Annotated in this window: 25 protein-coding genes, 1 tRNA gene and 1 pseudogene; 13 read left to right on the forward strand and 14 right to left on the reverse strand. The window is 70.6% G+C overall.

Annotation, left to right across the window (positions count from 1 at the left end; translation table 11 throughout):
- Window positions 1-917: pseudogene (locus EEJ42_RS44435) on the forward strand (response regulator); the annotation flags it as partial.
- 72 nt (window positions 918-989) lie between these two features.
- Here the strand turns inward: EEJ42_RS44435 and EEJ42_RS44440 are convergent.
- The 8 genes from EEJ42_RS44440 to EEJ42_RS44475 form a co-directional block, all read right to left on the reverse strand.
- Window positions 990-2,642: a long-chain fatty acid--CoA ligase gene (locus EEJ42_RS44440; RefSeq protein ID WP_123107817.1), complete on the reverse strand. Its 1,653-nt coding sequence runs from the start codon at window positions 2,640-2,642 to the stop codon at window positions 990-992.
- Window positions 2,643-2,793: 151 nt separating this feature from the next.
- Window positions 2,794-3,324 (reverse strand): SigE family RNA polymerase sigma factor, encoded by a 531-nt coding sequence (locus EEJ42_RS44445; protein WP_123107818.1) that lies wholly within the window; start codon window positions 3,322-3,324, stop codon window positions 2,794-2,796.
- A gap of 190 nt (window positions 3,325-3,514) precedes the next feature.
- Window positions 3,515-4,363, reverse strand: a complete 849-nt coding sequence (locus tag EEJ42_RS44450; RefSeq protein ID WP_123107819.1) for a DUF1906 domain-containing protein — start codon at window positions 4,361-4,363, stop codon at window positions 3,515-3,517.
- A gap of 53 nt (window positions 4,364-4,416) precedes the next feature.
- Window positions 4,417-5,583: a lipid-transfer protein gene (locus tag EEJ42_RS44455; protein WP_123107820.1), complete on the reverse strand. Its 1,167-nt coding sequence runs from the start codon at window positions 5,581-5,583 to the stop codon at window positions 4,417-4,419.
- Window positions 5,580-5,999 carry a MaoC family dehydratase gene (locus EEJ42_RS44460; protein WP_123107821.1) on the reverse strand — a complete coding sequence of 140 codons (420 nt, stop codon included), beginning with the start codon at window positions 5,997-5,999 and terminating at the stop codon, window positions 5,580-5,582. Before EEJ42_RS44460 ends, EEJ42_RS44455 begins: the two co-directional genes overlap by 4 nt.
- Entirely contained in the window at window positions 5,996-7,144 is a 1,149-nt protein-coding gene (locus EEJ42_RS44465) for an acyl-CoA dehydrogenase family protein (protein WP_123107822.1), read from the reverse strand. Before EEJ42_RS44465 ends, EEJ42_RS44460 begins: the two co-directional genes overlap by 4 nt.
- A complete protein-coding gene (locus tag EEJ42_RS44470; RefSeq protein WP_246097804.1) occupies window positions 7,144-8,109 on the reverse strand; it encodes a bifunctional MaoC family dehydratase N-terminal/OB-fold nucleic acid binding domain-containing protein in 966 nt (321 codons plus the stop codon). The genes EEJ42_RS44465 and EEJ42_RS44470 overlap by 1 nt, the downstream gene beginning before the upstream one ends.
- Complete coding sequence (locus tag EEJ42_RS44475; RefSeq protein ID WP_123107824.1) at window positions 8,106-9,323, reverse strand: acyl-CoA dehydrogenase family protein; 1,218 nt, start codon at window positions 9,321-9,323, stop codon at window positions 8,106-8,108. The genes EEJ42_RS44470 and EEJ42_RS44475 overlap by 4 nt, the downstream gene beginning before the upstream one ends.
- A gap of 381 nt (window positions 9,324-9,704) precedes the next feature.
- On the opposite strand from EEJ42_RS44475, the gene EEJ42_RS44480 reads away from it, so the two are divergent.
- Entirely contained in the window at window positions 9,705-10,661 is a 957-nt protein-coding gene (locus EEJ42_RS44480; RefSeq protein ID WP_246097806.1) for a bifunctional DNA primase/polymerase, read from the forward strand.
- A gap of 20 nt (window positions 10,662-10,681) precedes the next feature.
- On the opposite strand, the gene EEJ42_RS44485 is transcribed toward EEJ42_RS44480, so the two are convergent.
- The gene (locus EEJ42_RS44485; protein ID WP_123107825.1) at window positions 10,682-11,245 is read right to left on the reverse strand and encodes a TetR family transcriptional regulator; all 564 of its coding nucleotides are present in this window, start codon (window positions 11,243-11,245) and stop codon (window positions 10,682-10,684) included.
- Window positions 11,246-11,371: 126 nt separating this feature from the next.
- On the opposite strand from EEJ42_RS44485, the gene EEJ42_RS44490 reads away from it, so the two are divergent.
- Both EEJ42_RS44490 and EEJ42_RS44495 read left to right on the forward strand, forming a co-directional pair.
- Entirely contained in the window at window positions 11,372-12,274 is a 903-nt protein-coding gene (locus EEJ42_RS44490) for an SDR family oxidoreductase (protein ID WP_123107826.1), read from the forward strand.
- A 182-nt stretch (window positions 12,275-12,456) separates the two neighbouring features.
- A complete protein-coding gene (locus EEJ42_RS44495) occupies window positions 12,457-12,747 on the forward strand; it encodes a hypothetical protein (RefSeq protein WP_148082225.1) in 291 nt (96 codons plus the stop codon).
- Window positions 12,748-12,852: 105 nt separating this feature from the next.
- Here the strand turns inward: EEJ42_RS44495 and EEJ42_RS44500 are convergent, their stop codons facing one another.
- Window positions 12,853-13,326: an ArsI/CadI family heavy metal resistance metalloenzyme gene (locus EEJ42_RS44500; RefSeq protein ID WP_123107828.1), complete on the reverse strand. Its 474-nt coding sequence runs from the start codon at window positions 13,324-13,326 to the stop codon at window positions 12,853-12,855.
- A gap of 78 nt (window positions 13,327-13,404) precedes the next feature.
- Here EEJ42_RS44500 and EEJ42_RS44505 point away from each other — a divergent pair, with 78 nt between their 5' ends.
- The 4 genes from EEJ42_RS44505 to EEJ42_RS44520 are packed head-to-tail and all read left to right on the forward strand — an operon-like array spanning window position 13,405 to window position 15,851.
- Window positions 13,405-13,809, forward strand: a complete 405-nt coding sequence (locus EEJ42_RS44505) for an ArsR/SmtB family transcription factor (RefSeq protein WP_123107829.1) — start codon at window positions 13,405-13,407, stop codon at window positions 13,807-13,809.
- The gene (gene arsB / locus EEJ42_RS44510) at window positions 13,809-14,933 is read left to right on the forward strand and encodes an ACR3 family arsenite efflux transporter (protein ID WP_123107830.1); all 1,125 of its coding nucleotides are present in this window, start codon (window positions 13,809-13,811) and stop codon (window positions 14,931-14,933) included. Before EEJ42_RS44505 ends, arsB begins: the two co-directional genes overlap by 1 nt.
- Window positions 14,926-15,345 (forward strand): arsenate reductase ArsC, encoded by a 420-nt coding sequence (locus EEJ42_RS44515; RefSeq protein WP_123107831.1) that lies wholly within the window; start codon window positions 14,926-14,928, stop codon window positions 15,343-15,345. Before arsB ends, EEJ42_RS44515 begins: the two co-directional genes overlap by 8 nt.
- The gene (locus EEJ42_RS44520) at window positions 15,342-15,851 is read left to right on the forward strand and encodes a GNAT family N-acetyltransferase (RefSeq protein ID WP_123107832.1); all 510 of its coding nucleotides are present in this window, start codon (window positions 15,342-15,344) and stop codon (window positions 15,849-15,851) included. Before EEJ42_RS44515 ends, EEJ42_RS44520 begins: the two co-directional genes overlap by 4 nt.
- A 203-nt stretch (window positions 15,852-16,054) precedes the next feature.
- Here the strand turns inward: EEJ42_RS44520 and EEJ42_RS44525 are convergent, their stop codons facing one another.
- Together EEJ42_RS44525 and EEJ42_RS44530 are read right to left on the reverse strand one after the other, a co-directional pair.
- Window positions 16,055-16,522 carry an NUDIX hydrolase gene (locus tag EEJ42_RS44525; protein WP_123107833.1) on the reverse strand — a complete coding sequence of 156 codons (468 nt, stop codon included), beginning with the start codon at window positions 16,520-16,522 and terminating at the stop codon, window positions 16,055-16,057.
- Window positions 16,523-16,547: 25 nt separating this feature from the next.
- On the reverse strand, window positions 16,548-17,222 hold the full coding sequence (locus EEJ42_RS44530) for an HAD family hydrolase (RefSeq protein ID WP_246097808.1): 675 nt from the start codon (window positions 17,220-17,222) through the stop codon (window positions 16,548-16,550).
- A 95-nt stretch (window positions 17,223-17,317) separates the two neighbouring features.
- On the opposite strand from EEJ42_RS44530, the gene EEJ42_RS44535 reads away from it, so the two are divergent.
- From EEJ42_RS44535 to EEJ42_RS44555, 5 genes are all read left to right on the forward strand, one after another.
- Complete coding sequence (locus EEJ42_RS44535) at window positions 17,318-17,701, forward strand: hypothetical protein (RefSeq protein ID WP_148082226.1); 384 nt, start codon at window positions 17,318-17,320, stop codon at window positions 17,699-17,701.
- A gap of 163 nt (window positions 17,702-17,864) precedes the next feature.
- A complete protein-coding gene (locus EEJ42_RS44540) occupies window positions 17,865-18,218 on the forward strand; it encodes a hypothetical protein (protein WP_246097810.1) in 354 nt (117 codons plus the stop codon).
- Window positions 18,219-18,357: 139 nt separating this feature from the next.
- Window positions 18,358-18,606, forward strand: coding sequence for a helix-turn-helix transcriptional regulator (locus tag EEJ42_RS44545; protein WP_009716589.1), 249 nt, complete (start codon window positions 18,358-18,360; stop codon window positions 18,604-18,606).
- On the forward strand, window positions 18,603-19,130 hold the full coding sequence (locus EEJ42_RS44550) for a hypothetical protein (protein WP_123107836.1): 528 nt from the start codon (window positions 18,603-18,605) through the stop codon (window positions 19,128-19,130). The genes EEJ42_RS44545 and EEJ42_RS44550 overlap by 4 nt, the downstream gene beginning before the upstream one ends.
- A gap of 93 nt (window positions 19,131-19,223) precedes the next feature.
- A complete protein-coding gene (locus tag EEJ42_RS44555) occupies window positions 19,224-19,436 on the forward strand; it encodes a hypothetical protein (RefSeq protein WP_246097813.1) in 213 nt (70 codons plus the stop codon).
- Window positions 19,437-19,770: 334 nt separating this feature from the next.
- Here EEJ42_RS44555 and EEJ42_RS44560 read toward each other — a convergent pair.
- Window positions 19,771-19,857 (reverse strand) — tRNA-Ser (locus EEJ42_RS44560).
- A gap of 39 nt (window positions 19,858-19,896) precedes the next feature.
- Window positions 19,897-21,118: S1C family serine protease (locus EEJ42_RS44565; protein WP_246097815.1), on the reverse strand; the 1,222-nt coding region annotated here is incomplete at its 5' end.

The following is a 21,118-nucleotide window of genomic DNA, read 5'->3' on the forward strand; positions in this document are numbered from 1 at the left end:
CGCCCGGAGCGCAGCCGCGGACCCAGCCCGGCCCGGGGCCGCAGCCGCCCCGCCCGGCCTCGCCGCAGAGTTCGGGGCGCGCCTTCGCGATCGGCGCGCCGGACGAGGGCGCGGAGGGACCGGAGCCGCTGGACGGGCCCAACGGCGCCATCGAGATCGTCGACGACCGCACCCCGCCGCCCGACGACGAGCTGCCCCCGGAGCCGCTGGACAACCCGCGCCGCCTCCTGGTGTGGCCCGCGCCGGACATGTCCACGCAGCAGGCGCTGAGCGACCGCGGCTACCGCCCGGTGATCGTGAACTCCCGTGAGGAGGTGGACGCGCAGATCGCCGCGTATCCGGCGGCGCTGTTCGTCGACCCGCTGACCGGGCCGATCACCCGGACGGCTCTCCAGTCGCTGCGGGCCGCGGCGGTCGCCGCCGAGGTGCCGGTGCTGGTGACGGCGGGTCTCGGCCAGGCGACGCGGGAGGCGGCGTACGGGGCCGACCCGGCCGTCCTGCTCAAGGCGCTCGCCCCGCGCGACAGCGAGCAGCACCCGCCGCGCGTCCTGCTGATCGAGGAGCACGAGCCGATCGCGGCGGCGCTGACGGCGGCCCTGGAGCGGCGCGGCATGCAGGTCGCCCGGGCCGCGACGGACGCGGACGCGGTGGCGCTCGCGGGACGTATGCGGCCGAACCTGGTGGTGATGGACCTGATGCAGGTACGCCGCCGCCGGGCCGGGATCGTCGACTGGCTGCGCGGCAACGGGCTGCTCAACCGCACCCCGCTGGTCGTCTACACCTCCGCGGACATCGACCCGGCGAACCTGTCGCGGCTCAGCTCGGGCGAAACGGTGCTGTTCCTCGCGGAGCGCTCCACGAGCACGGAGGTGCAGGCCCGGATCGTCGACCTGCTGGCGAAGATCGGCACCAACTGAAGACCCGGCAGCAACGGAAAACCGGCCGACGGCCCGGAACCGGCTGGAGGGAAGGGCCGTCGGCCCACGCCCTCAGTCGAGCGTGGTCACCTCCAGCTCCCCGTCCGCGTACCGCTTCCGGATGACCTTCTTGTCGAACTTCCCCACGCTCGTCTTCGGCACCTCCGGGATCAGGGCCCAGCGCTCCGGCAGCTGCCAGCGCGCGATGCGCTGGGCGAGGAACTTCCGCAGCCCCGCGTAGTCCACGGTGGCGCCCTCCTTCAGCACCACCGTGGCGAGCGGGCGCTCGTCCCACTTCTCGTCGGGCACCGCCACCACCGCGGCCTCGGCGACCTCCGGATGGCCCATCAGGTGGTTCTCCAGCTCGACCGACGAGATCCATTCGCCGCCCGACTTGATGACGTCCTTCGCCCGGTCGGTCAGGGTCAGGTAGCCGTCCGGGGAGATGGTGCCGACGTCGCCGGTCTTCAGCCAGCCGTCCTGGGTGAACTTGTCCTCCGGCCGCATGGGCTCGCCCGCCGCCCCGCCGTAGTACGCGTTCGCGATCCACGGTCCGCGCACCTCCAGCTCGCCGACCGCCTGCCCGTCCGCGGGCACGACGGCGCCGTCGGGCGCGATCAGCCGATACTCCACGGACGCCGGGAAGCGGCCCTGCGTCACCCGGTACGGCCACTCCTCCTCCGCCCTGAGCCCGGCGGGCGGATGGGCCATGGACCCGAGCGGCGACAGCTCCGTCATGCCCCACGCGTGCACGACCCGGATGCCGTGCCGCTCCTCGAACGCCTTCATCAGGGACGGCGGGCAGGCCGACCCGCCGATGTAGACATGGGTGAGGCTCGATACGTCCCGTGGCGTGGCGTCGAGTTCGGCGAGCAGCCCCTGCCAGATGGTGGGGACGGCGGCGGCGAGGGTGGGCCGGGCGGCCTCGATCATGTCGGCGAGCGGCGCGGGCTGGAGGAAGCGGTCGGGCATCACCATCGAGGCGCCCGCCATGAATGCGGCGTGCGGGGTGCCCCACGCGTTCGCGTGAAACATCGGCACGACGGGCAACAGGGTGTCCTTCGCGGACATCCCGAAGGCCTCGGCGCTGTTGACCTGCATCGAGTGCAGATAGATGGAGCGATGGCTGTACGCCACGCCCTTGGGGTCGCCGGTCGTTCCGGAGGTGTAGCACAGGGCCGCGGCTTGGCGCTCGTCGGTCACCGGCCAGGGGTAGCGCTCGGGGCGGCCCTCGATCAGTTCCTCGTAGTCGTGGACGCGGGCCCGGCACCCGTCCAGCACGGAACGGTCGCCCGGCCCGGTGACGACGATGTGCTCCACAGAACCCAGCTCGGGCAGCAGCGGGGCGAGAAGCGGCAGCAGCGAACCGTTCACCACGATCACGCGGTCGGCGGCGTGGTTGATGATCCAGGTCAGCTGGCCGGTGGGCATCCGGAGATTGAGGGTGTGCAGCACGGCGCCCATGGAGGGGACCGCGAGATAGGCCTCCAGATGCTCGCAGTTGTTCCACAGAAGCGTGCCGACGGCCTGCCCCTGCTCAACACCCAGCTCGTCGCGCAGCGCGTTCGCCAGCCGGGTGGCGCGCAGGCCCACATCGTGGAAGCTACGGCGCTGCGGCTCGCCGCCACCGGTCCAGGTGACCACCTGAGCCGTGCCGTGGGCCAGCGCTCCGTGCTCGAGGATGCGGGTCACGGTCAGCGGTACGTCCTGCATCGTGCTGAGCACCGTGGCCTCCAGGGTTTTACGGTTACGCGCGGGTAGTCCGCCGATTGTGCAAGCGACCGGCCGGTATGTCACTACCCCGCTTGGCCCCGGAGACCCCCTGTTTCCTGGAACACCTCGCCCCGGCGCCCCTTCGCCGTCGGGACGCTCGCGGTCAGGCCGCGCGGCACAGCTCCGGGTCCTCGCGGAGCTTGCCGAGGGCGCGGGAGACGGCGCTCTTGACCGTGCCGATGGACACCCCGAGCACCTCCGCCGTCTGGGCCTCGCTCAGGTCCTCGTAATACCTGAGGACGACCATGGCCCGCTGACGGTCCGGCAGCCGCAGCACCGCGCGCCACATCATGTCGCGCAGGACCTGCTGCTCGGCGGGGTCGGGGGCGGGGACCGGGTCCGGCTCGGGCAGCTCCTCGCACGCGAACTCGTCGACCTTGCGCTTGCGCCACTGGGAGGTCCGGGTGTTGACCAGCGCCCGGCGCACATAGCCGTCCAGCGCCTTGTGGTCCTCTATCCGCTCCCACGCGATGTACGTCTTGGTCAGCGCGGTCTGGAGCAGATCCTCGGCGTCACAGGCATTGGGCGTCAGCGAGCGGGCGGTGCGCAGCAGCATCGGCCCCCGGGCCCGTACGTACGAGGTGAACGACGGGAACGCGGCGGGGGAAGCCCCTGGGCACACGGTCGTGGTCATGCCCCAACGCTAGGGAGTGAGCGGCTCACCGCGGATCGGCCACAAGTGCCGAAGCCGAATCAGCCTGAGGTTGTAGGGGTAGGGCTGGCAACACCTCCTGCGGATGGAGAGGGTGGGACTTCCGTCAGGGTTGTGCCGTCAGGGTTGTGCCGGAGAGGGTCCCCCCTCCGGCCGACGGTCCGCCGACGGCTCAACTGATGATCGCGACCGGCGCGTCCACCTTGTTGCGGTCGATCTGGAGCGTCCGGCCTCCGTGCTTCTCCTTCACATTGCCCACGTACTGATGGATACGGCGGTGCGGATGCCAGGCCGTCTTGGCCAGCACCGGCTCACCGGCCAGCGCCGCCTTCCCGTTCCAGCGCGCGAACCACATCACGGAGGGAAGATCACGGACCCCCGCCTTCCGGGACTTCTCCAGATGGCGCACCCCGGACTCGGCGCTGCTGTAGAAACCGGGGAAGAAGCCGTGCGACCGCACCTCGCGGTTCCAGCCGCGGATGAAGGAGAGCGTGGTGGCCGCGCAGCTCGCCTTCCCCTGGTCGTACGCCTCCATGTCCAGATAGAGCGCGCTGCGCTTCTTCATCGCCAGCGCCTTCGCGCGGGCCACCGCGTCCTTCCCCTCCTTGCGCCCCTGTGCCCAGGGCGTGCTGCCGATGGCGACGTGCCTCTTGTTCTTGTTGCGGACGCAGGGGGACTGGGACCCCACGAAGATGGGCAGCACATGCCACCCCATGCTCTTCACCCCGCGCATCCAGGAGACGCTGAGGTTCGGCTGGCTGGGGCAGGCCCGGCCGCGGCCCGCGTAGTAGACGCCGACGGCGCGATACCGGGAGACGTTCCACGCGCGCAGGGCGGCGAGCGTGGGGGCGTGGCAGGTGTCGAAGCCCCAGCCCTGGAAGACCTTGGCGCCCAGGGGACGGGGGTCGGGGAGGGCTTCCGCCGAGGCGGAGGCGGGGCCGCTGATCGAGGTGACGAGCACCGCGATCAGACTGGCAGCCCAGCCCATGAACATCCATCTGCTCTTCTTTCCTCGGTTCATATGAGGAGTGAATGTGGACACCGGACGGCCGGTGCCGCAGACACGCGCGTGGTTCAGCCGTCTGCGCCGAGGAGGAGCCCGGATGTCGGTACCCCGGTGCCCGCGGTGACCAGTGCCCGGGCGGCGTGCGGCACCTGGTTGACGGCCGTGCCGCGTATCTGGCGGACGGCCTCCGCTATCCCGTTCATCCCGTGCAGATAGGCCTCACCGAGCTGACCGCCATGGGTGTTGAGCGGCAGCGCGCCCTCGGCGACGCATCCGGCCGCCTCGCCCCGCCCGCAGAAGCCGAACTCCTCCAGCTGCATCAGCACGAACGGCGTGAAGTGGTCATAGAGGATGGCCACATCGATGTCGGCGGGGGCCAGTCCGCTGCCGCTCCACAGCTGCCGCGCGACCACGCCCATCTCCGGCAGCCCGGAGAGATCGTCCCGGTAGAAGCTCGTCATCTGCTCCTGCGCCCGGCCCGAGCCCTGCGCCGCCGCCGTGATCACGACGGGCGGGCGCGGGAGATCGCGGGCCCGCTCGACGCTGGTGACCACGATCGCCTGGCCGCCGTCCGTCTCCTGACAGCAGTCGAGCAGCCGCAGCGGCTCCACGATCCAGCGGGAGGCGGCGTGATCGTCCAGGGTGATCGGCTTGCCGTGGAAATACGCGGCCGGGTTGGTGGCGGCATGGCGGCGGTCGACGACGGCCACCTGACCGAAGGCCTCGGGCGTCAGACCGTAGGTGTGCAGGTAGCGCTGCGCGGCCATGGCGACCCAGGAGGCGGGGGTGAGCAGACCGAAGGGCAGCGACCAGCCGAGCGCCGCGCCCTCGGCCGACGGCTCGCGGTGCTGCACCCCGGATCCGAAGCGGCGCCCGGAGCGCTCGTTGAACGCGCGGTAGCAGACGACGACCTCCGCCACCCCGGTGGCGACGGCGAGCGCGGCCTGCTGCACGGTGGCGCAGGCGGCGCCCCCGCCGTAGTGCACCCGTGAGAAGAACGTCAGCTCGCCGATGCCGCATGCCTGGGCCACGGTGATCTCCGGGCTGGTGTCCATGGTGAAGGTGACCAGCCCGTCGACCTCGGCCGGGGCGATCCCCGCATCGTCCAGCGCCGCCCGGACGGCCTCGGCCGCGAGCGTCAGCTCGCTGCGGCCGGAGTCCTTGGAGAACTCGGTGGCGCCGATGCCCACGACGGCGGCCCGCCCTCCGAGCCGGTCCGGCCGGCGGGCGCTCATCGGACCGCTCCGGTCGGGGAGCCGGTGGGCAGCTCCACGGTGACCGTGCCGGTCACATGGCGGCCTATGGCGTTCGTCCCGGTCACCGCGACCTCCGCCGTGCCGTCGGCGACCGAGGTGACTTCGCCGGTCAGCACCATCTCGTCCCCGGGGTAGTTGGGGGCGCCGAGCCGGATGGCAACCTTCCGGAGGTGGACCCGCGGCCCGAAGTGGTCGGTGATGTACCGCCCGACCAGGCCATTGGTGGTCAGGATGTTCATGAAGATGTCCGGGGAGCCCTTCTCCCTGGCCGCCTCGGCGTCGTGGTGCACATCCTGGTAGTCCCGTGAGGCGAGGGCGCCGGAGACGATGAGCGTCCGGGTGATCGGAATGCGCAGCGGGGGCAGCGCCTCGCCCGCACGGACCGTGATCGTCATGCGGCCGCCTCCTCCGTGAGCAGGGTGCCCAGCTCGGCCAGCAGGGCGGGGGCGGGGCCCAGATAGGCGTCCAACTGCCGCCCCCACAGGAAGTGCCGGTGCACCGGATGCTCCACGTCGGCGCCGATCCCGCCGTGCAGATGCTGACTCGCGTGGACGACCCGTCTGCCCGCCTCACAGGCCCACCAGGCGGTGGTGAGCGCATGGGTGGCCGCGGGCAGATGCTGATCACGGCGCCAGGCCGCCTCGTAGGCCGTCACCCGGATCGCCTCGGTGTCCATATGGGCATCCGCCGCGCGCAGCAGCACGCCCTGCTGGGCGGAGAGCGGGCGCCCGAACTGCTCGCGGACGGAGGTGTGGTGGACCACCCGCGCGACCGACCCCTGGCAGACGCCCGCCTGCAACCCGGCGAAGGCGGTACGGGCCCTGCCCAGCACATCGGCCCAAGTGCCGTGGTCGCCGAGCGGCTCGGCGGGTGCCTCATGGAGCGTGAGCCGCCCCGCGGCCCAGGGTGCGGTGGTCTCAACGGCTTCGGTCCGCACGGGGGATTCGGTCCGCACGGGCGCGCTGGAGGGATGCGCGGCAGGGGCGGGCGGGGCTGAGGTGGGCGGGGCCGAGGTGGGCGGGGCTGGGACCGTCTGGGTCTCGATCAGGAAGCAGCGGGTGTGCCCCTCCTCTGTGAGCGCCGGGACCAGCACATGGGTCGCCGCCCGCAACCAGGGGACCACCGGGAACGTGCCAGTCAGCACCCACCCCTCGGTGGTCCGGCGCGCCGAGGCCGTCGGCCGCGAAGTGGCCCGGTACGCGGCCGTCGCCACCGCCGTACCGTCCCGCAGGGCGGGGAGCAGCCGCGCGCGCTGCTCCGCGGTGCCATGGGCGGCCACCGGCAGCACGCCGTACGCACAGCTCGCAGCGAGCGGCACCTGGGCGGTCACCCGGCCCTGCTCCTCCAGCAGCAGCACCAGACCGACCAGGCCGATCTCCTCCACGGCGGCGGGCAGCCCCGCCGCGCAGAGCGCCTTCCACAGCTCGCCGTCGACACCGGTGCCGAGCGCCGACAGCCGCTCATGGGTGGACAGATCGCCGAAGATCTCCGCCGCCAGGTCCCGGGCGGCGGACTGCTCCGGAGTGGGCGTGAAGTCCATCAGGCCACCGCCCCTCGGAAGACGGGCAGCTCCAGCTCGTCGTCGGCGCGCAGGAACTCCAGCTCCACGGGCATCCCGATGCGCACCTTGTCGTGCGGCACCCCCGTGATGTTGCTGACGATGCGGACCCCCTCGGCCAGCTCGATCAGACCCACCGCATACGGCGGATCGAAGGCGGGGAAGGGCGGATGGTGCATGACCACATAGCTGAACACCGTGCCCGCGCCGGACGCCGCGACCGTGTCCCACTCCGGCGAACCGCAGCCGCCGCACCCCGGCAGCCAGGGGAAGCGGAGGGTGCCGCATCCGGTGCAGCGCTGGATGAGCAGCTGGTGGGCGGCCACTCCCTCCCAGAACCCCGCGTTGTCCCGGTTGATGACGGGACGCGGGCGCCTCGCCTTGGGCTCCTGCTCCGGTCTCTGCTCCGGCTCCTGCTTCGGCTTCTGATCCGGCTTCCGCCGCACCGGCGCGTACTTGAGGATGCGGAAGCGATGCGTCCCGACCAGCTCACCGCCCGCCCGGATGTCCATCCGCGTGGTGACGAAGTGGCCCGTGCCCAGCGTGGTGGTCTTGCGCGGCGACACCGACTCGATCACCGCGTCGAAGGTGATCCGGTCTCCCGGGCGCAGCGGCCGCAGATACTCCTGCTCGCAGTCCGTGGCGACGACCGAGGTGCAGCCCGCCTCGTCGAGCAGCGCCAGCAGCTCGTCGTACGCCTCCGACCGGGCCGAACCGCCGGGGTGGCCGCCGAGCCCGCCCATCGTCCACGCCTGGAGCATCGTCGGCGGTGCGATGCCCGGATAGGCGGGGTTGGTGTCGCCCATCGCCTCGCACCAGTGCCTGATCATGGGCTCGTTGACCGGGTCCCTGCCCTCGCCGCCGCTCGCCGCCACTCGGCCCTCGTACGCCCTCAGCCTCTCGTACAACTCCTCCGGCGCGGCGCTCATCGCCGCCTCAGCTGTCATCGCCGCCCCCGCCGCATGCCGAGCCGCATGGTCGCCACGATCTCCCTCTGCACCTCACTCGCCCCGCCCCCAAAGGTGTTGATCTGCGCGGCCCTGTTCATCCGCTCCAACTCGCCGTCCCCGAACGCTCCCGGCGACCCCGACCGGATCAGCCCCGCCTCTCCCGCGATTTCCTGACACAGGGAATACACCGCGACCGCGCTTTCGGTTCCGGCGAATTTGACGCCGCTCGCGTCGCCCGGGCTCAGCGTCCCCGCCCCCACGTCCCCGACCAGCCGCCAGTTGAGCAGCCGGGTCGCCGCCAGCCGGGCGTGCGCCTCCGCCAGCCGGGCCCGTACCCAGTCCTGGTCGGCGGAACGGGCCCCGGTGTCCGGGTCGGGGGTACGGGCGTGGGCGAGGACGGCCTCGTAGAAGTCCTCGGCCTGCATGCCGATGGCGGCGAGCGCGACCCGCTCGTGGTTGAGCTGCGTGGTGATCAGTCCCCAGCCGCCGTTCTCCTCGCCGACGAGATGGTCGGCCGGGACGCGGATCGCGTCGTAGTAGGTCGCGGTCGTGGTCAGGCCCGCGACCGTCTCGATCGGCGTCCAGGAGAAGCCGGGGGCGTCGGTCGGCACCAGGATGATCGAGATGCCCTTGTGCTTGGGCGCCGCCGGGTCGGTGCGGCAGGCGAGCCAGATCCAGTCGGCGTTCTGGGCGTTGCTGGTGAAGGTCTTGGCGCCGTCGATCCGCCACGATTCGGCGCCCGCCCCGCCGAACCCGGCCCGGTGCCCCTCGTTCGCCCCGTTCACCTCGCGCACCGCCTTCGTGCGCAGCGAGGCGAGGTCGGTTCCGGCTTCCGGTTCCGAGTAGCCGATGGCGAAGACGATCTCCCCGCTGAGGATGCGCGGCAGGAAGAACCGCTTCTGCTCCTCGGTGCCGTACCGCATCAGGGTCGGGCCGACCGTGTTGAGCGTGACCATGGAGACCGGCGCGCCCGCCCGGTACGCCTCGTCGAAGAAGACGAACTGCTCGTCGGGGCCGCGCCCTTGGCCGCCGTACTCGACCGGCCAGCCGAGCCCGAGCAGCCCGTCGGCGCCGATGCGTCGCAACAGCCGCCGCTGGGCTGTCGGGTCGCCGGGCAGGGCCGCACGGGTCTCTGGCGTGATCAGCTCGCGGAAGTAGGCGCGGAGTTCCTCGCGCAGCTGCTGCTGGCGGGGTGTGGGGGCGAGGTGCATGAGCAGCGGACTCCCCTGGGCTCGACGGCGTCGTACGACCGCACGGGAAAGCTTTCTGACTATCCGTCAGATAAATTGACGCTGTCAAGCGCTGTCAAGCACGACCGCGCGGCGGCACCGAAGCGCCGCCGCGTGACCGTAAACGACCTCACCCGTCCCGTTCACTCAATGAATCACCACTACTCACTCGTGCCGGTCATCCGCGAACACCTGCCATGACGGAAAGTTGCCCACCCCACAGCAGACGAACCGCACCGAACGACGTATTACCACGCAAGCATGATGAACTCCGTTCAAACCTCCGACGCGCCTCCGCGCCCCGGACTGCCGCGACGCGCCGGCCCCCTTCCCCTTATCGGACAGTTGTCCGAAAATGGGGACATGGCGAACACCGCACTCGCCCACGCTCTCGCCGCCGCGGCCCATGGCTTCCGCGTCATCCCACTGACCCGCGCGAAGCTGCCCGCCGTGCGCTCCCCTCACCACCACGACCCCGTACCCCTGCCCTGCCGCGGCGCCTGCGGGCGCCTCGGCCACGGCGTCCACGACGCGTCCGCCGACCCGGAGGCGATCCGGGCGCTGTTCGCCGCCGCTCCCTGGGCCACCGGCTACGGCATCGCCTGCGGCCGCGCCCCGCACCACCTCATCGGCGTCGACCTCGACCTCAAGCACGAACCACGCGTCGACGGCGCCGCCGCACTCGCCCGGCTGGCCCGCCGGTACGCGTTCACCCTCCCCCGCACCGTCACGGTGCTCACCCCCGGCGGCGGGCGCCACCTGTGGCTGTGCGGGCCGCCCGGGCTCAGCGTCCCCAACTCCGCGGGCCGGATCGCCCCCGGCATCGACATCCGCGGGACGGGCGGCTACCTCGTCGGCCCCGGCTCGGCCACCTCACGCGGCCGCTACCGCCTGGCGCCCGGCTCCCCCGCGTGGCGCCCCGCCCCGGCCCCGCCCGAGCTGCTCGGCCTGGTGCAAACCCCGGTGCGTACGCCGCCGGACCGGGCGGCGGCCCGCCCGATTGCCGTCGGAGCGCCGGGGCGCGACGCCGCCCTCGTACGGTTCGTCCGCGAATCCCAGGAGGGGCGGCGCAACGACCGGCTGTTCTGGGCCGCCTGCCGGGCGTACGAGGCGGGCGCGGGGGACGAACTGGCCCCGGCCCTCGTCGAGGCCGCGCTCCACACCGGGCTGACCCGGCGCGAAGCGGAGGCCACGGTCGCCTCCGCGGCCCGTAGCGCCACCGGCAGCACGGGCAGCACAGGCCGCACGGGCAGCACAGGCCGCACGGGCAGCACAGGCCGCACGGGCAGCACAGGCCGCACTCTGCCGCCGGTCGCATGACCGCCGGGCCGGGGCGCCTCTCAGCCTGCGGTCGCGGCCTTGAGGTGATCGAGGGAGTCCTGGATGACGTCGGCCAACGTCCGCCCGCCGGGCTCGCCGATCCAGCGCTCGAACGCGATCTTGAAGACCGCGACCCCGGCCTCGGCGGCCAGGCTCGCGGTGGGCTCCGTGACACCGCGCCGACGTAGCGCGTCGGCCGTGGCGGAAGCGAGCGCGGCGAGCTTCAGCAGTTCGCGTTCCTGAAGTCCGGCGTTCGCGGCGATCACGGTCTGGCGCTGCCGGGAGAACTCGCGGCGCTCTTCGAACCGGGCCGAAATGGCCTGGAGGGCCTCGGCCACCGCGTCGAGAGGAGCCGTGGCTTCGGGCGCGCCGACGATGGTGTTCACACAGGATTCGAGCAGCTCGTCCTGGCCCGAGAACAGCACTTCGCGCTTGTCGGCGAAGTGGCGGAAGAACGTCCGCTCCGTGAGGCCCGCCCGGTTGGTGATCTCCGCAACCGTCGTCTGCTCGAATCCCCGCTCGACGTAGAGCTCCAACGCCGCCCGTTGCAGTCGCTCACGCGCGCCCGGCTCCCATCGACCCATGGCCTCGATCCTACGCGATGACAGTGACTGACATCGCAGTGGTACGCTGCCGATGACAGTGACTGACATCGACTTGTCCGGACGCGCCCTGCGCCAAGGACGGGCCACCACTGGGAGATCTCACTGATGCGTGTTTTCGTCACCGGCGCGTCCGGCTTCATCGGCTCCGCCGTCGTTCCCGAACTCCTCCGCGCGGGCCACCAGGTCCTCGGACTCGCCCGCTCGAACGCCTCCGCCGAGGCCATCGCCGCGGCCGGCGCCGAGGTGCACCGCGGCGCCCTCGACGACCCCGACAGCCTGCACGCGGGCGCCACCGCGGCCGACGGGGTCGTGCACCTCGCCTTCATCCACGACTTCTCGGACTACGAGGGCGCCGTCAAGGCCGATCTGCGCGCCATCGAGACCTTCGGCGCCGCGCTCGAGGGCACCGGTCGCCCCCTCGTCGTCGCCTCCGGTCTGCTCGGGATCGCCCCGGGACGGGTCGCGACCGAGCAGGACCGGCCCGACCTCTCGACCGCGGGCCCCCGGGAGGCCAGCGCGCGGGCGGCACTGGACCTCGCCGAACGCGGCGTCCGCTCATCCATCGTGCGTCTCGCGGCGTCTGTCCACGACGAGGGCGACCACGGCTTCGTCCCCCGGCTGATCGACATCGCCCGCGAGAAGGGCGTCTCCGGCTACATCGGCGACGGGGCCAATCTCTGGCCCGCGGTCCACCGTCTCGATGCCGCGCGGCTGCTCCGACTGGCCGTGGAGAACGCCCCGGCGGGATCGGTACTGCACGGCACCGCCGAAGAGGGCGTACCGCTGCGCACCATCGCGGAGGTGATCGGCCGTCACCTCGACCTGCCGGCGGTCTCCATACCCGCCGAGGAGGCGGACGCGCACTTCGGCTGGCTGAGCCGCTTCCTCGCCGCCGACGTCGCGGCGTCCAACGCCCTGACCCGCGACCTGCTGAACTGGCACCCCACCGGCCCCGGCCTCATCGACGACCTCGACCAGGGCCACTACTTCGGCACCCGGAGCGCCTGACGCTCCGCCACGGACGGGTGGGGCCTCCGGACTTCTGGCCCCACCCGCATGTCGCGTACGGAGCCAATGCCCTCTTCTCCGCACTCACGCGAGCCGAGAGTGCCCGTCAAGCGACGGTCGCTAGCAATGGGTCAGGAGGCGGTCGGCGCCTCCTCCGGATCGTGTCTGAGCAGGAGGCAACGATGCGTCGTATCGGGCTTGTCGCGGCGTCAGTGACGGGTGCAGTGGCCCTCGCCCTGTCGTCCGCGGGATCGGCCGCGGCCGCCGAGGGCACCTTGACCGTCGGCCTGAACACGTACACCAACCCGAGTGGCTGTTACACGACGAACGTCTGGCCCATGTCCGTCGTGAACCACACCAACCAGACCGCCACCGTCTTCGGTCTTCCGAACTGTCAGGGGCACCGGATCATGCCGGTCAGGCCGAACCAGGCCCGCGTCTTCGAGTTCGGCACCAGCGTCTCCATCCCCTGACGTGAGACAGCGGACCTGCGGAAGGGGTGCCCCTCGACTCGGGGGGCACCCCTTCTGACCAGCTACGTCGCTGACCTCGGCGTTGTTACGCGGCCTCGCTGCGGCTCAGGAGCCGCACGCGCAGCCTGCTCCGACGACGGCTCCTTCCGAGGCGGGTTGGTCCGTGCAGCAGGTGCCGTCGGCATCGGTTGCCGCACTCTTGCCCATCTGGTCGGCATCGCCCTTGACGACGTAGACCTCCCAGGGTTCCTTGCCGGGACCGTGGACCCAGACCTTGTCCTGGAGGGCATAGCAGCAGGACGTGTCGTTCTCCTCGAACGTGGCGAGTCCGGCGCCCTTGAGCCGGTCGGTGGCGGCGTTGACCTGCTCGGTGGAATCGACCTCGACGCCAAGGTGATCCAGACGAGTTTCCTGGCCTGCTTCGCCTTGGATCAGGACGAGCTTCAGCGGCGGTTCGGTGATCGCGAAGTTGGCGTATCCGGGGCGGCGCTTGGCCGGCTCGACGCCGAAGAGCTTGGAGTAGAACGCCACTGAGGCGTCAAGGTCGGGCACGTTCAAGGCGAGCTGAGCGCGGGACATGGCGGTCTCCCATCGGGCTGTATCGATCCTCTTCAATACAAGCTTGCGTCTTGGATCGAAGAACGTCAACATAGAAGGATGTCGAAACAAGAGCTTGCGGTGCTCGGTCAGGACGACGTCGACGGCTGCTGCCCCGGACTGCTGACCGCCCCGCTCGACGAGGCGCAGTCCGTCGAGCTGGCGAAGGTGTTCAAGGCGCTGGGTGATCCGATCCGGCTGCGGTTGCTGTCGATGATCGCCTCGCGCGCCGGAGGCGAGGTCTGCGTCTGCGACCTCACCCCCGCCTTCGACCTCTCCCAGCCGACGATCTCCCATCACCTGAAGCTGCTGCGACAGGCCGGGCTGATCGACTGCGAGCGCCGGGGCACCTGGGTCTACTACTGGCTGCTGCCGGAGATGACCGACCGGCTCGCCGGAATCCTCACCCGGCCCGCCGGGCAGCCGCTGCCCGAGCCCGCCGGTGCGGCGGGCGGCGGCGCCTGATGGGCGCCGACTCCACGACCGCGCCCTCCACCGCCCCGGTCGCCGCGCGCCTGTCGTTCGTGGACCGGTTCCTCGCGGTGTGGATCCTGCTCGCGATGGCCGCCGGACTCGGCCTCGGACGGCTCGTTCCGGGCCTCGGCGACGCCTTGGCGAAGGTGACCGTCACCGGTGTCTCCCTGCCGATCGCGCTGGGCCTGCTGGTGATGATGTACCCGGTCCTGGCCAAGGTCCGCTACGACCGCCTCGACACGGTCACCCGGGACCGGCGCCTGCTGGTCCCCTCGCTCGTACTCAACTGGGTCCTCGGCCCGGCCCTCATGTTCGCGCTCGCCTGGCTCCTCCTGCCGGACCTGCCGGAGTACCGGACGGGCCTGATCATCGTCGGCCTGGCCCGCTGCATCGCCATGGTCATCATCTGGAACGACCTGGCCTGCGGCGACCGGGAAGCCGCCGCCGTCCTCGTCGCCCTGAACTCCGTGTTCCAGGTGATCGCCTTCTCCGCGCTCGGCTGGTTCTACCTCACCGTGCTGCCCGGCTGGCTCGGCCTGGAACAGACCGGCCTCGACGTCAGCGTGTGGGAGATCGCCCGCAGCGTCCTGATCTTCCTCGGCATCCCGCTGGTAGCCGGGTTCCTGACCCGGCGCGTCGGCGAGAAGGCCAGGGGCCGGGCCTGGTACGAGACGACGCTCATCCCGCGCATCGGGCCGTTCGCCCTGTACGGACTGCTGTTCACGATCGTCGTCCTGTTCGCCCTCCAAGGCGACGCGATCACCTCACAGCCGATGGACGTGGCCCGGATCGCGGTGCCGCTGCTGGTCTACTTCGCCGTGATGTGGGCCGGGTCCATGGCGCTGGGCAAGGCCGCGGGCCTGGACTACCCCCGCGCGACCACGCTGGCGTTCACCGCCGCGGGCAACAACTTCGAACTCGCCATCGCCGTCGCCATCGCGACCTTCGGCGCCTCCTCCGGCCAGGCCCTGGCCGGAGTCGTCGGCCCGCTCATCGAAGTCCCCGTCCTGATCGGCCTCGTCTACGTGGCCCTGGCCGCCCGCCGCTACTTCCCACCGTCCCCCGCCGTGGCCACCGAGCGCACGCCCGCCCAGGAAGGCCCCGCCCGTGTCTGACCCCCAGAAGCCGTCCGTGCTGTTCGTCTGCGTCCACAACGCGGGCCGCTCCCAGATGGCCGCCGCCTTCCTCACCCACCTCGCGGGCGACCGCGTCGAAGTCCGCTCCGCCGGTTCGGCCCCCGCCGAGCACGTCAACCCCGCCGTGGTGGAAGCGATGGCGGAAGTCGGCATCGACATCGCCGCAGAGACCCCGAAGGTGCTGACGGCCGAAGCGGTGCAGGCGTCGGACGTCGTCATCACCATGGGCTGCGGCGACGCCTGCCCGTACTTCCCCGGCACGACGTACCGGGACTGGAAGCTCAACGATCCGGCCGGGCAAGGTGTTGCCGCGGTACGGCCGATCCGCGACGAGATCCGGAGCCGCATTCAGAGCCTCGTCGGCGAACTCACCGATGGAGGCCGCGGGTGACCCTCCGCGCCGGGACAATCCGCATCACCGGTCTGACGGCCGAGCACGCCGATGAGGTCCTAGCGATCTACCAGCTCGGCATCGACGAGGGCAACGCCACCTTCGAGACTGCCGCGCCCCGTTGGGAAGCGTTCGATGCGACCAAGCTCTCGGGCCACCGACACGTCGCGCTGGACCACGACGGGCGCGTGCTCGGCTGGGTCGCCGCCACGAAGGTGTCCGACCGCTGTGCGTATGCAGGCGTTGTCGAACACTCCGTCTACGTTCACCCCGCCGCGCGCAATCGAGGGGTCGGGCTTGCGCTTCTGAACGCGTTGATCGCCTCCACGGAAGCGGCAGGCATCTGGACCGTCCAATCCGGCATCTTCCCCGAGAACGCCACCAGCCTCGGCCTGCACCAGCGCGCGGGCTTCCGCGTCATCGGCACCCGCGAACGCATCGGCCGCCACCACGACGTATGGCGCGACGTCGTCCTCATCGAGCGACGGAGTCCGCGAATTACCTGAGGCCGTCGCGGAGAAGGCGTACTCGGCCAGGTCTGCTGGCGTATCCCTCTGGAGGCGGCCGACGAGTAGGCCGGCCGGGCCGTGTAGCGCACCGGGGCGCCACTTCACCCATGAGGGGTGGGGTGGCGCCTGCTCGTTTCCAGGGTACGGCCCATTTCGTCGCCGACGCGAAGTCCTGGCAGCACCGCTGATGGCCTGCCGTTTCAGTTACTGCCGGAGGCGAGCTTGCGGCCGTGGAAGAGGGCGAGGGTGTCCGCTAGCTGCGAATGCTGTGGTTGAGGTAGTTGGCCCGGGGTGAACCAGTCGAGCGCGTTGAACTTGTGGGGCTCGCCGATGGCGACCTGGGCGGGGTCTACTTCGACAGCGAAGACCACCGCGACCCAGTGGGAGACAGGGGTGCCGCGCAGGATGTTGCGGACGCCGATGGTCTCGATGGCGAGGGCGTCCGCCGCGTACTCCTCGCGGACCTCGCGCATGACCGCTTCCTCGAACGACTCGCCATGTTCAAGGGCACCGGCTCCGGTATCCCACGTGCCCGGCTCGTCTCGCGCACCTGCACTGCGACGAGCCAGCAGGATGCGTCCCGCGCTGTCGTGGCAGACGAAGACGCAGGAGACGGTGGGTACGGTCAGCGCCCGGTCGCGGGGGCGTTCAGGAGGTGTGCTGTTCATGTGGCTAGCTCTCCCTGCCGGTCCCTCAGAAGTGGTCCAGCAGCTCACGGAAGGTCCGCAACCGCAGTACCCGGTCGTCGTCAGGGTCGAGTTCGCTGTGCTCCAGGACCCAGGTGTGGTCATTGGGTATGAAGACGGCGTTCATCCCCGCCTCTCGCGCTGGAAGGATGTCCGACTTCGGCGAGTTGCCGATCATCCAGCTGGTGGCGGGGTTGAGTGCGTGTGCGTTGATGAACCGGTGGTAGGTCTCGCCGTTCTTCTCGGGGACGATGCCGACTGCCTTGAAGTGGTGCGCGAGTTGGGAGGCGTCAATCTTGCGCTGTTGCTCGGCCTGGTCGCCTTTCGTGAGCAACAGGAGCTCGTGACGATCGCTGAGCGCCGCGAGCGTGTCTGCGACTCCTGGGATCAGCTCCACCTGGTAATCGATCAGCGCCGCAGCCAGTTCACGGATCTCGCCGAGTTCTTGAGCCGTGGCCGGTCGGCTACGCAGTCGCTCGACGCAGTCGGCGAGGCTGCGCAGGAGCATCTGGGTGCCGTAGCCGTGCGTGACGGCATTCGCCGACTGGATGTCGTCGAGGATGACGCGCAGTTGCAGCTTGTCGAGGGTGGGATGCTCCAGCCAGGCAAGGAAGTCCTTGATGACGCGCTCGAACAACACGTTGTTCTCCCACAGCGTGTCGTCCGCGTCGAAGACGAGCACCTGACCGTTGCGCCTCACCTGGAACCTCCGGACCCCTTGTGCGGACAGTCTGGGACTGTAGCTACGGCGGGTTTGGATCCGCCAGCGACTTTCAAGTGGAGGCAGGCGACTCATCAGACACCGGGGCCACGCCGGGATCGCCGGATCCCGAGGTCCTGCGCCTGGCGCTGCGCGTGTGGGCCTTCCAGTGCGTCCGCGACGACGAGGGCGAGTTCGCGGCCCGGAAGGACGTGGAGGAACCGCCGGAGGAGATCGCGGCGATCGAGCGAAGCCTGCTCACCGTCAACCCGTTGAGCCGGATCGACTGGGACCCTCCGGAGACGGACGACGAGGTGGACTTCCGTTACGTCCCCGGCCCGGAGCTGATGCGGGAGCTGCTGGCGGCCGTGAGGGCCCAGGGGCCGTGCGGGGAGCACTTCACGCGTTCTTCGGGTGCCTGTACTACGCGGGGATGCGCCCTTCCGAGGCGGCCGCACTGACGAAGCGGGACTGCAAGCTGCCGGAGTCAGGCTGGGGCGAACTGATCCCCGCGGGAGCCGACCGGAGGTCGGGGCCGGGTGGACGGACGCCGGCAAGTCGTACGAAGTGCGCGGGCTGAAACGACGGGCCCGGAAGACCACCCGGCCGGTACCCATCCCGCCGGTGCTCGTGCAGCTGCTCCGTCGTCACCTGGACGTGTACGGGACCGCCCCGGACGGACGGCTGTTCCGCGCCGTGCGCGGTGGTCGGGTGCGCTCGACGGAGTACACGGAGGTCTGGCAGGAGGCCCGGCGCGAGGCTCTTCCCGCCGCCGAGGTCCATACGCCGCTCGCCGAGGTGCCGTACGCGGCGCGGCACGCAGGCATCTCGCTGTGGATCAAGGCGGGCGTGGATCCGGTGGAGGTCGCCCGGCGGGCCGGGCACAGCATCGCCGTGCTCTGGAAGTTCTACGCGAAGCTGCTGCGGGGCCAGCAGCACCGGGCGAACCAACTGATCGATGACGCGCTCAACCTATGACAACGGATTGATGGAGCGCTCCGGTCGGCCCCTGAGCGCTTAGTTGGCCTGGCTGAGCGCAGAGGTGACCCGACGGCGCCCCCACAGGGAGCGCCGTCGATGGTTGCAGCTCTCAGACGAAATGTAGTACTCCTTATACATGAGTGAGCAGGTGCACAACCGACTGGCCATGGTGCGCGCTGAACGGAAGGTGTCGCGGCAGCGCCTGGCCGAGGTGGTGGGAGCGCATTACCAGACCATCGGCTACATCGAGCGAGGACAGTACAACCCGAGCCTCGACCTGGCACTGAAGATCGCGAAGTTCTTCGAGCTGCCAGTTGAGGCGCTGTTCTCCCTCGAACCGTTCCGGCCACTCACGGATGAGATCTACGGGAGGAAAAGGTCATGACGACGGCACTGACGCGCTACGACCGCAGCATGCTGCGGCTTATGAACGACCGCAGGGGACGGCCGCTGTACGCCACAGCCGCGCGTCGGCGCCTGGCCGTCTCCGCGCATCTGATGCTGACCGCGGCCATCGGCGTACTCATGACCTACTTCTACCTCGCGGAGGGAGAACCGATCTGGGCCCTCATCGTCATGGCGGTACTGCTGCTGCCATGGATGGTCGCGACCGGAGTGATCAATGCCGCTACCCGTGGTCTGCTCGAACTGCGCGAACGAGCGCTGGACGAGCGGCAATCAGCGGAACGCGTTCGGGTACAGGCCCGCGCCCACCGGGCTATGACCCTGCTCCTAGCCGCAACCGCCGCTGGCCTGTTGATCACGGGTGCGGCCGCTGACGAGGCTCCCACGGCGTATGCGGCACCGGCGCTCATCGCGGTCCTTGCAGTGCACTGGCTGATGCCCTTGTGGGTGGCCGGCCTGATGGCTCAGGACGAGCCAGCCGAAGACGACGGCCTCGCGGCCTGAGTACTTACTGTCCACGCTCACGCCAACGCAGGAACGTATTGTGTCGGCCTTCATATGCGTACCCGGGGCAGCCGCGTGGGCAGGCATTGCCCCATGTCGACGTACGTGCCCTCTCCTGACGAAGTCGCCGCCGCACAGACGCCGAAGGGCGGCTGGACGAAGAAGCAACTCGCCGAGTGGGGCGTGCCGTGGCCACCGCCGCAGGGTTGGCGCAAACACCTTGATGCGAAGTGGCGAGGCGAAGACGTGCCGCCGCTGGAGATTCCAGAGACGCCGGAGACGCCTGACCAGGACACCTTGTTCTGAGGCAGCACCAAGCCGAGGCCACGTCAGTGTTGCGCTGCGCTGACATGAAGAAGTTGCGACACCCCTACGAACACCGGATCGCCAGCTACGAGGGCATCGACCAAGCGCCAGGATCGGACTGGATGAGCTGATCATCGCGCGGGTTCGGCCGGAAGTAGAAGCCGGTTGGACGAGCGACGCCGAGCCGTGCCCAGTGCCGGTGCCCGCCTGGCCACAGGTTGGCCGCACGCGCTGGTCAACGCTGGGATTCAGGTGGGACAGGGTGGGACAGGAAGCAGGTGAGAGGGGGTCCCGGACTCCGGGAGCCCCTCTCACCTGCCTTTTCCTACCTGCGCGGAGGCTGAGGGATTTGAACCCTCGGTGACATCGCTGCCACGACGGTTTTCAAGACCGTTCCCTTAGGCCGCTCGGGCAAGCCTCCCCGCGCCACCTTTGGTGGCGCGGGGATCAGCCTAGCGTGTCAGCTGTCTCCCTTGCGCTGCCCCAGGGTGACGTCGACCGTTGACGTCTTGCCGTCGCGCTTGTAGGTGAGGGTGACCTTGTCGCCGGGCTTGTGGGTCCAGATCTCGCTGATCAGGGTCGGGCCGCTGTCGATCACGGTGTCGTCGAGCTTGGTGATCACGTCGCCGGACTTGAGGCCCGCCTTGGCGGCCGGGCCGCCGGGGACGACGGCGGGGCTGCCGCCGGCGCCGTTGGCGGCGATGGTGGCGCCCGCGCTGCTGTCCTTCATGCTGACCGTGGCCTCGATCACCGGGTAGACCGGCTGGCCGGTCTTGATCAGCTGCTGGGCGACGTTCTTCGCCGTGTTGATCGGGATGGCGAAGCCGAGGCCGATGCTGCCGGACTGCTGGGACTCGCCGAGGCCGCTGCCGCTGCCCGCGGACTGGATGGCCGAGTTGATGCCGATGACGCCGCCGTCCGCGTTGAGCAGCGGGCCGCCGGAGTTGCCGGGGTTGATGGAGGCGTCGGTCTGGAGGGCGCTCATGTAGGAGGCGCTGCCACCGCCGCCGTCGCTGGAGGCGACCGGCCGGTTCTTGGCGCTCACGATGCCGGTGGTGACGGTGCCGGAGAGGCCGAAGGGGGCGCCGATGGCGACCGTGGCGTCGCCGACGACGACCTTGTCGGAGTTGCCGAGCGGCAGCGGGTTGAGCTTGGCGCCGGAGGCGTTCTTCAGCTTGATGACGGCGACGTCGTAGCCCTGGGCCTTGCCGACGACCTCGGCGGTGTACCGCTTGCCGTTGGAGAAGGTGGCGGTGAGCTTGCCGTTGTCGGCGGCGGAGGCGACGACGTGGTTGTTGGTGAGGATGTGGCCCTGCTTGTCGTAGACGAAGCCGGTGCCGGTGCCGCCCTCACCGTTGTTGCCCTGCGCCTCGATGGTGACGACGCTGGGGAGGGTCTTGCCCGCGATGTTGGACACGGAGCCGGGGGCGCGGCTTTCCGCCTTCGGGTTGCCGACGGCGGAGACGGTGGTGGTGTCGCCGCTGTCGTTCTCCCGGTCGGCGGCCCAGAAGCCGACGCCGCCGCCGATGCCGCCCGCGACGAGCACGGCGGCCAGGACGGCGGCCACGAGCCCGCGCGGCTTGCGCTCCGGCGTACCGGGAGGAGGCGGTACGGGGGCGGTTCCCCACGGGCCGCCGCCCGGGCCGCCGGCGCCGGGGGCGCCCGGTCCGCCCGGCTGTCCG

The organism is Streptomyces botrytidirepellens, from assembly GCF_003721215.1.
GTDB classification, from domain to species: domain Bacteria; phylum Actinomycetota; class Actinomycetes; order Streptomycetales; family Streptomycetaceae; genus Streptomyces; species Streptomyces himastatinicus.

Excerpts from the sequence above, each read along its gene's own strand:
- EEJ42_RS44525 (WP_123107833.1), bottom strand. The coding sequence starts at position 16,522 with ATGAACAGCACACCTCCTGAACGCCCCCGCGACCGGGCGCTGACCGTA.
- EEJ42_RS44555 (WP_246097813.1), top strand. The coding sequence starts at position 19,224 with ATGTCGACGTACGTGCCCTCTCCTGACGAAGTCGCCGCCGCACAGACG.
- EEJ42_RS44495 (WP_148082225.1), top strand. The coding sequence starts at position 12,457 with ATGCGTCGTATCGGGCTTGTCGCGGCGTCAGTGACGGGTGCAGTGGCC.
- EEJ42_RS44450 (WP_123107819.1), bottom strand. The coding sequence starts at position 4,363 with ATGAACCGAGGAAAGAAGAGCAGATGGATGTTCATGGGCTGGGCTGCC.
- EEJ42_RS44470 (WP_246097804.1), bottom strand. The coding sequence starts at position 8,109 with ATGACAGCTGAGGCGGCGATGAGCGCCGCGCCGGAGGAGTTGTACGAG.
- EEJ42_RS44550 (WP_123107836.1), top strand. The coding sequence starts at position 18,603 with ATGACGACGGCACTGACGCGCTACGACCGCAGCATGCTGCGGCTTATG.
- EEJ42_RS44465 (WP_123107822.1), bottom strand. The coding sequence starts at position 7,144 with ATGGACTTCACGCCCACTCCGGAGCAGTCCGCCGCCCGGGACCTGGCG.
- EEJ42_RS44445 (WP_123107818.1), bottom strand. The coding sequence starts at position 3,324 with ATGACCACGACCGTGTGCCCAGGGGCTTCCCCCGCCGCGTTCCCGTCG.
- EEJ42_RS44485 (WP_123107825.1), bottom strand. The coding sequence starts at position 11,245 with ATGGGTCGATGGGAGCCGGGCGCGCGTGAGCGACTGCAACGGGCGGCG.
- EEJ42_RS44460 (WP_123107821.1), bottom strand. The coding sequence starts at position 5,999 with ATGACGATCACGGTCCGTGCGGGCGAGGCGCTGCCCCCGCTGCGCATT.
- EEJ42_RS44475 (WP_123107824.1), bottom strand. The coding sequence starts at position 9,323 with ATGCACCTCGCCCCCACACCCCGCCAGCAGCAGCTGCGCGAGGAACTC.
- EEJ42_RS44500 (WP_123107828.1), bottom strand. The coding sequence starts at position 13,326 with ATGTCCCGCGCTCAGCTCGCCTTGAACGTGCCCGACCTTGACGCCTCA.
- EEJ42_RS44545 (WP_009716589.1), top strand. The coding sequence starts at position 18,358 with ATGAGTGAGCAGGTGCACAACCGACTGGCCATGGTGCGCGCTGAACGG.
- EEJ42_RS44490 (WP_123107826.1), top strand. The coding sequence starts at position 11,372 with ATGCGTGTTTTCGTCACCGGCGCGTCCGGCTTCATCGGCTCCGCCGTC.
- EEJ42_RS44480 (WP_246097806.1), top strand. The coding sequence starts at position 9,705 with ATGGCGAACACCGCACTCGCCCACGCTCTCGCCGCCGCGGCCCATGGC.
- EEJ42_RS44455 (WP_123107820.1), bottom strand. The coding sequence starts at position 5,583 with ATGAGCGCCCGCCGGCCGGACCGGCTCGGAGGGCGGGCCGCCGTCGTG.
- EEJ42_RS44505 (WP_123107829.1), top strand. The coding sequence starts at position 13,405 with ATGTCGAAACAAGAGCTTGCGGTGCTCGGTCAGGACGACGTCGACGGC.
- arsB (WP_123107830.1), top strand. The coding sequence starts at position 13,809 with ATGGGCGCCGACTCCACGACCGCGCCCTCCACCGCCCCGGTCGCCGCG.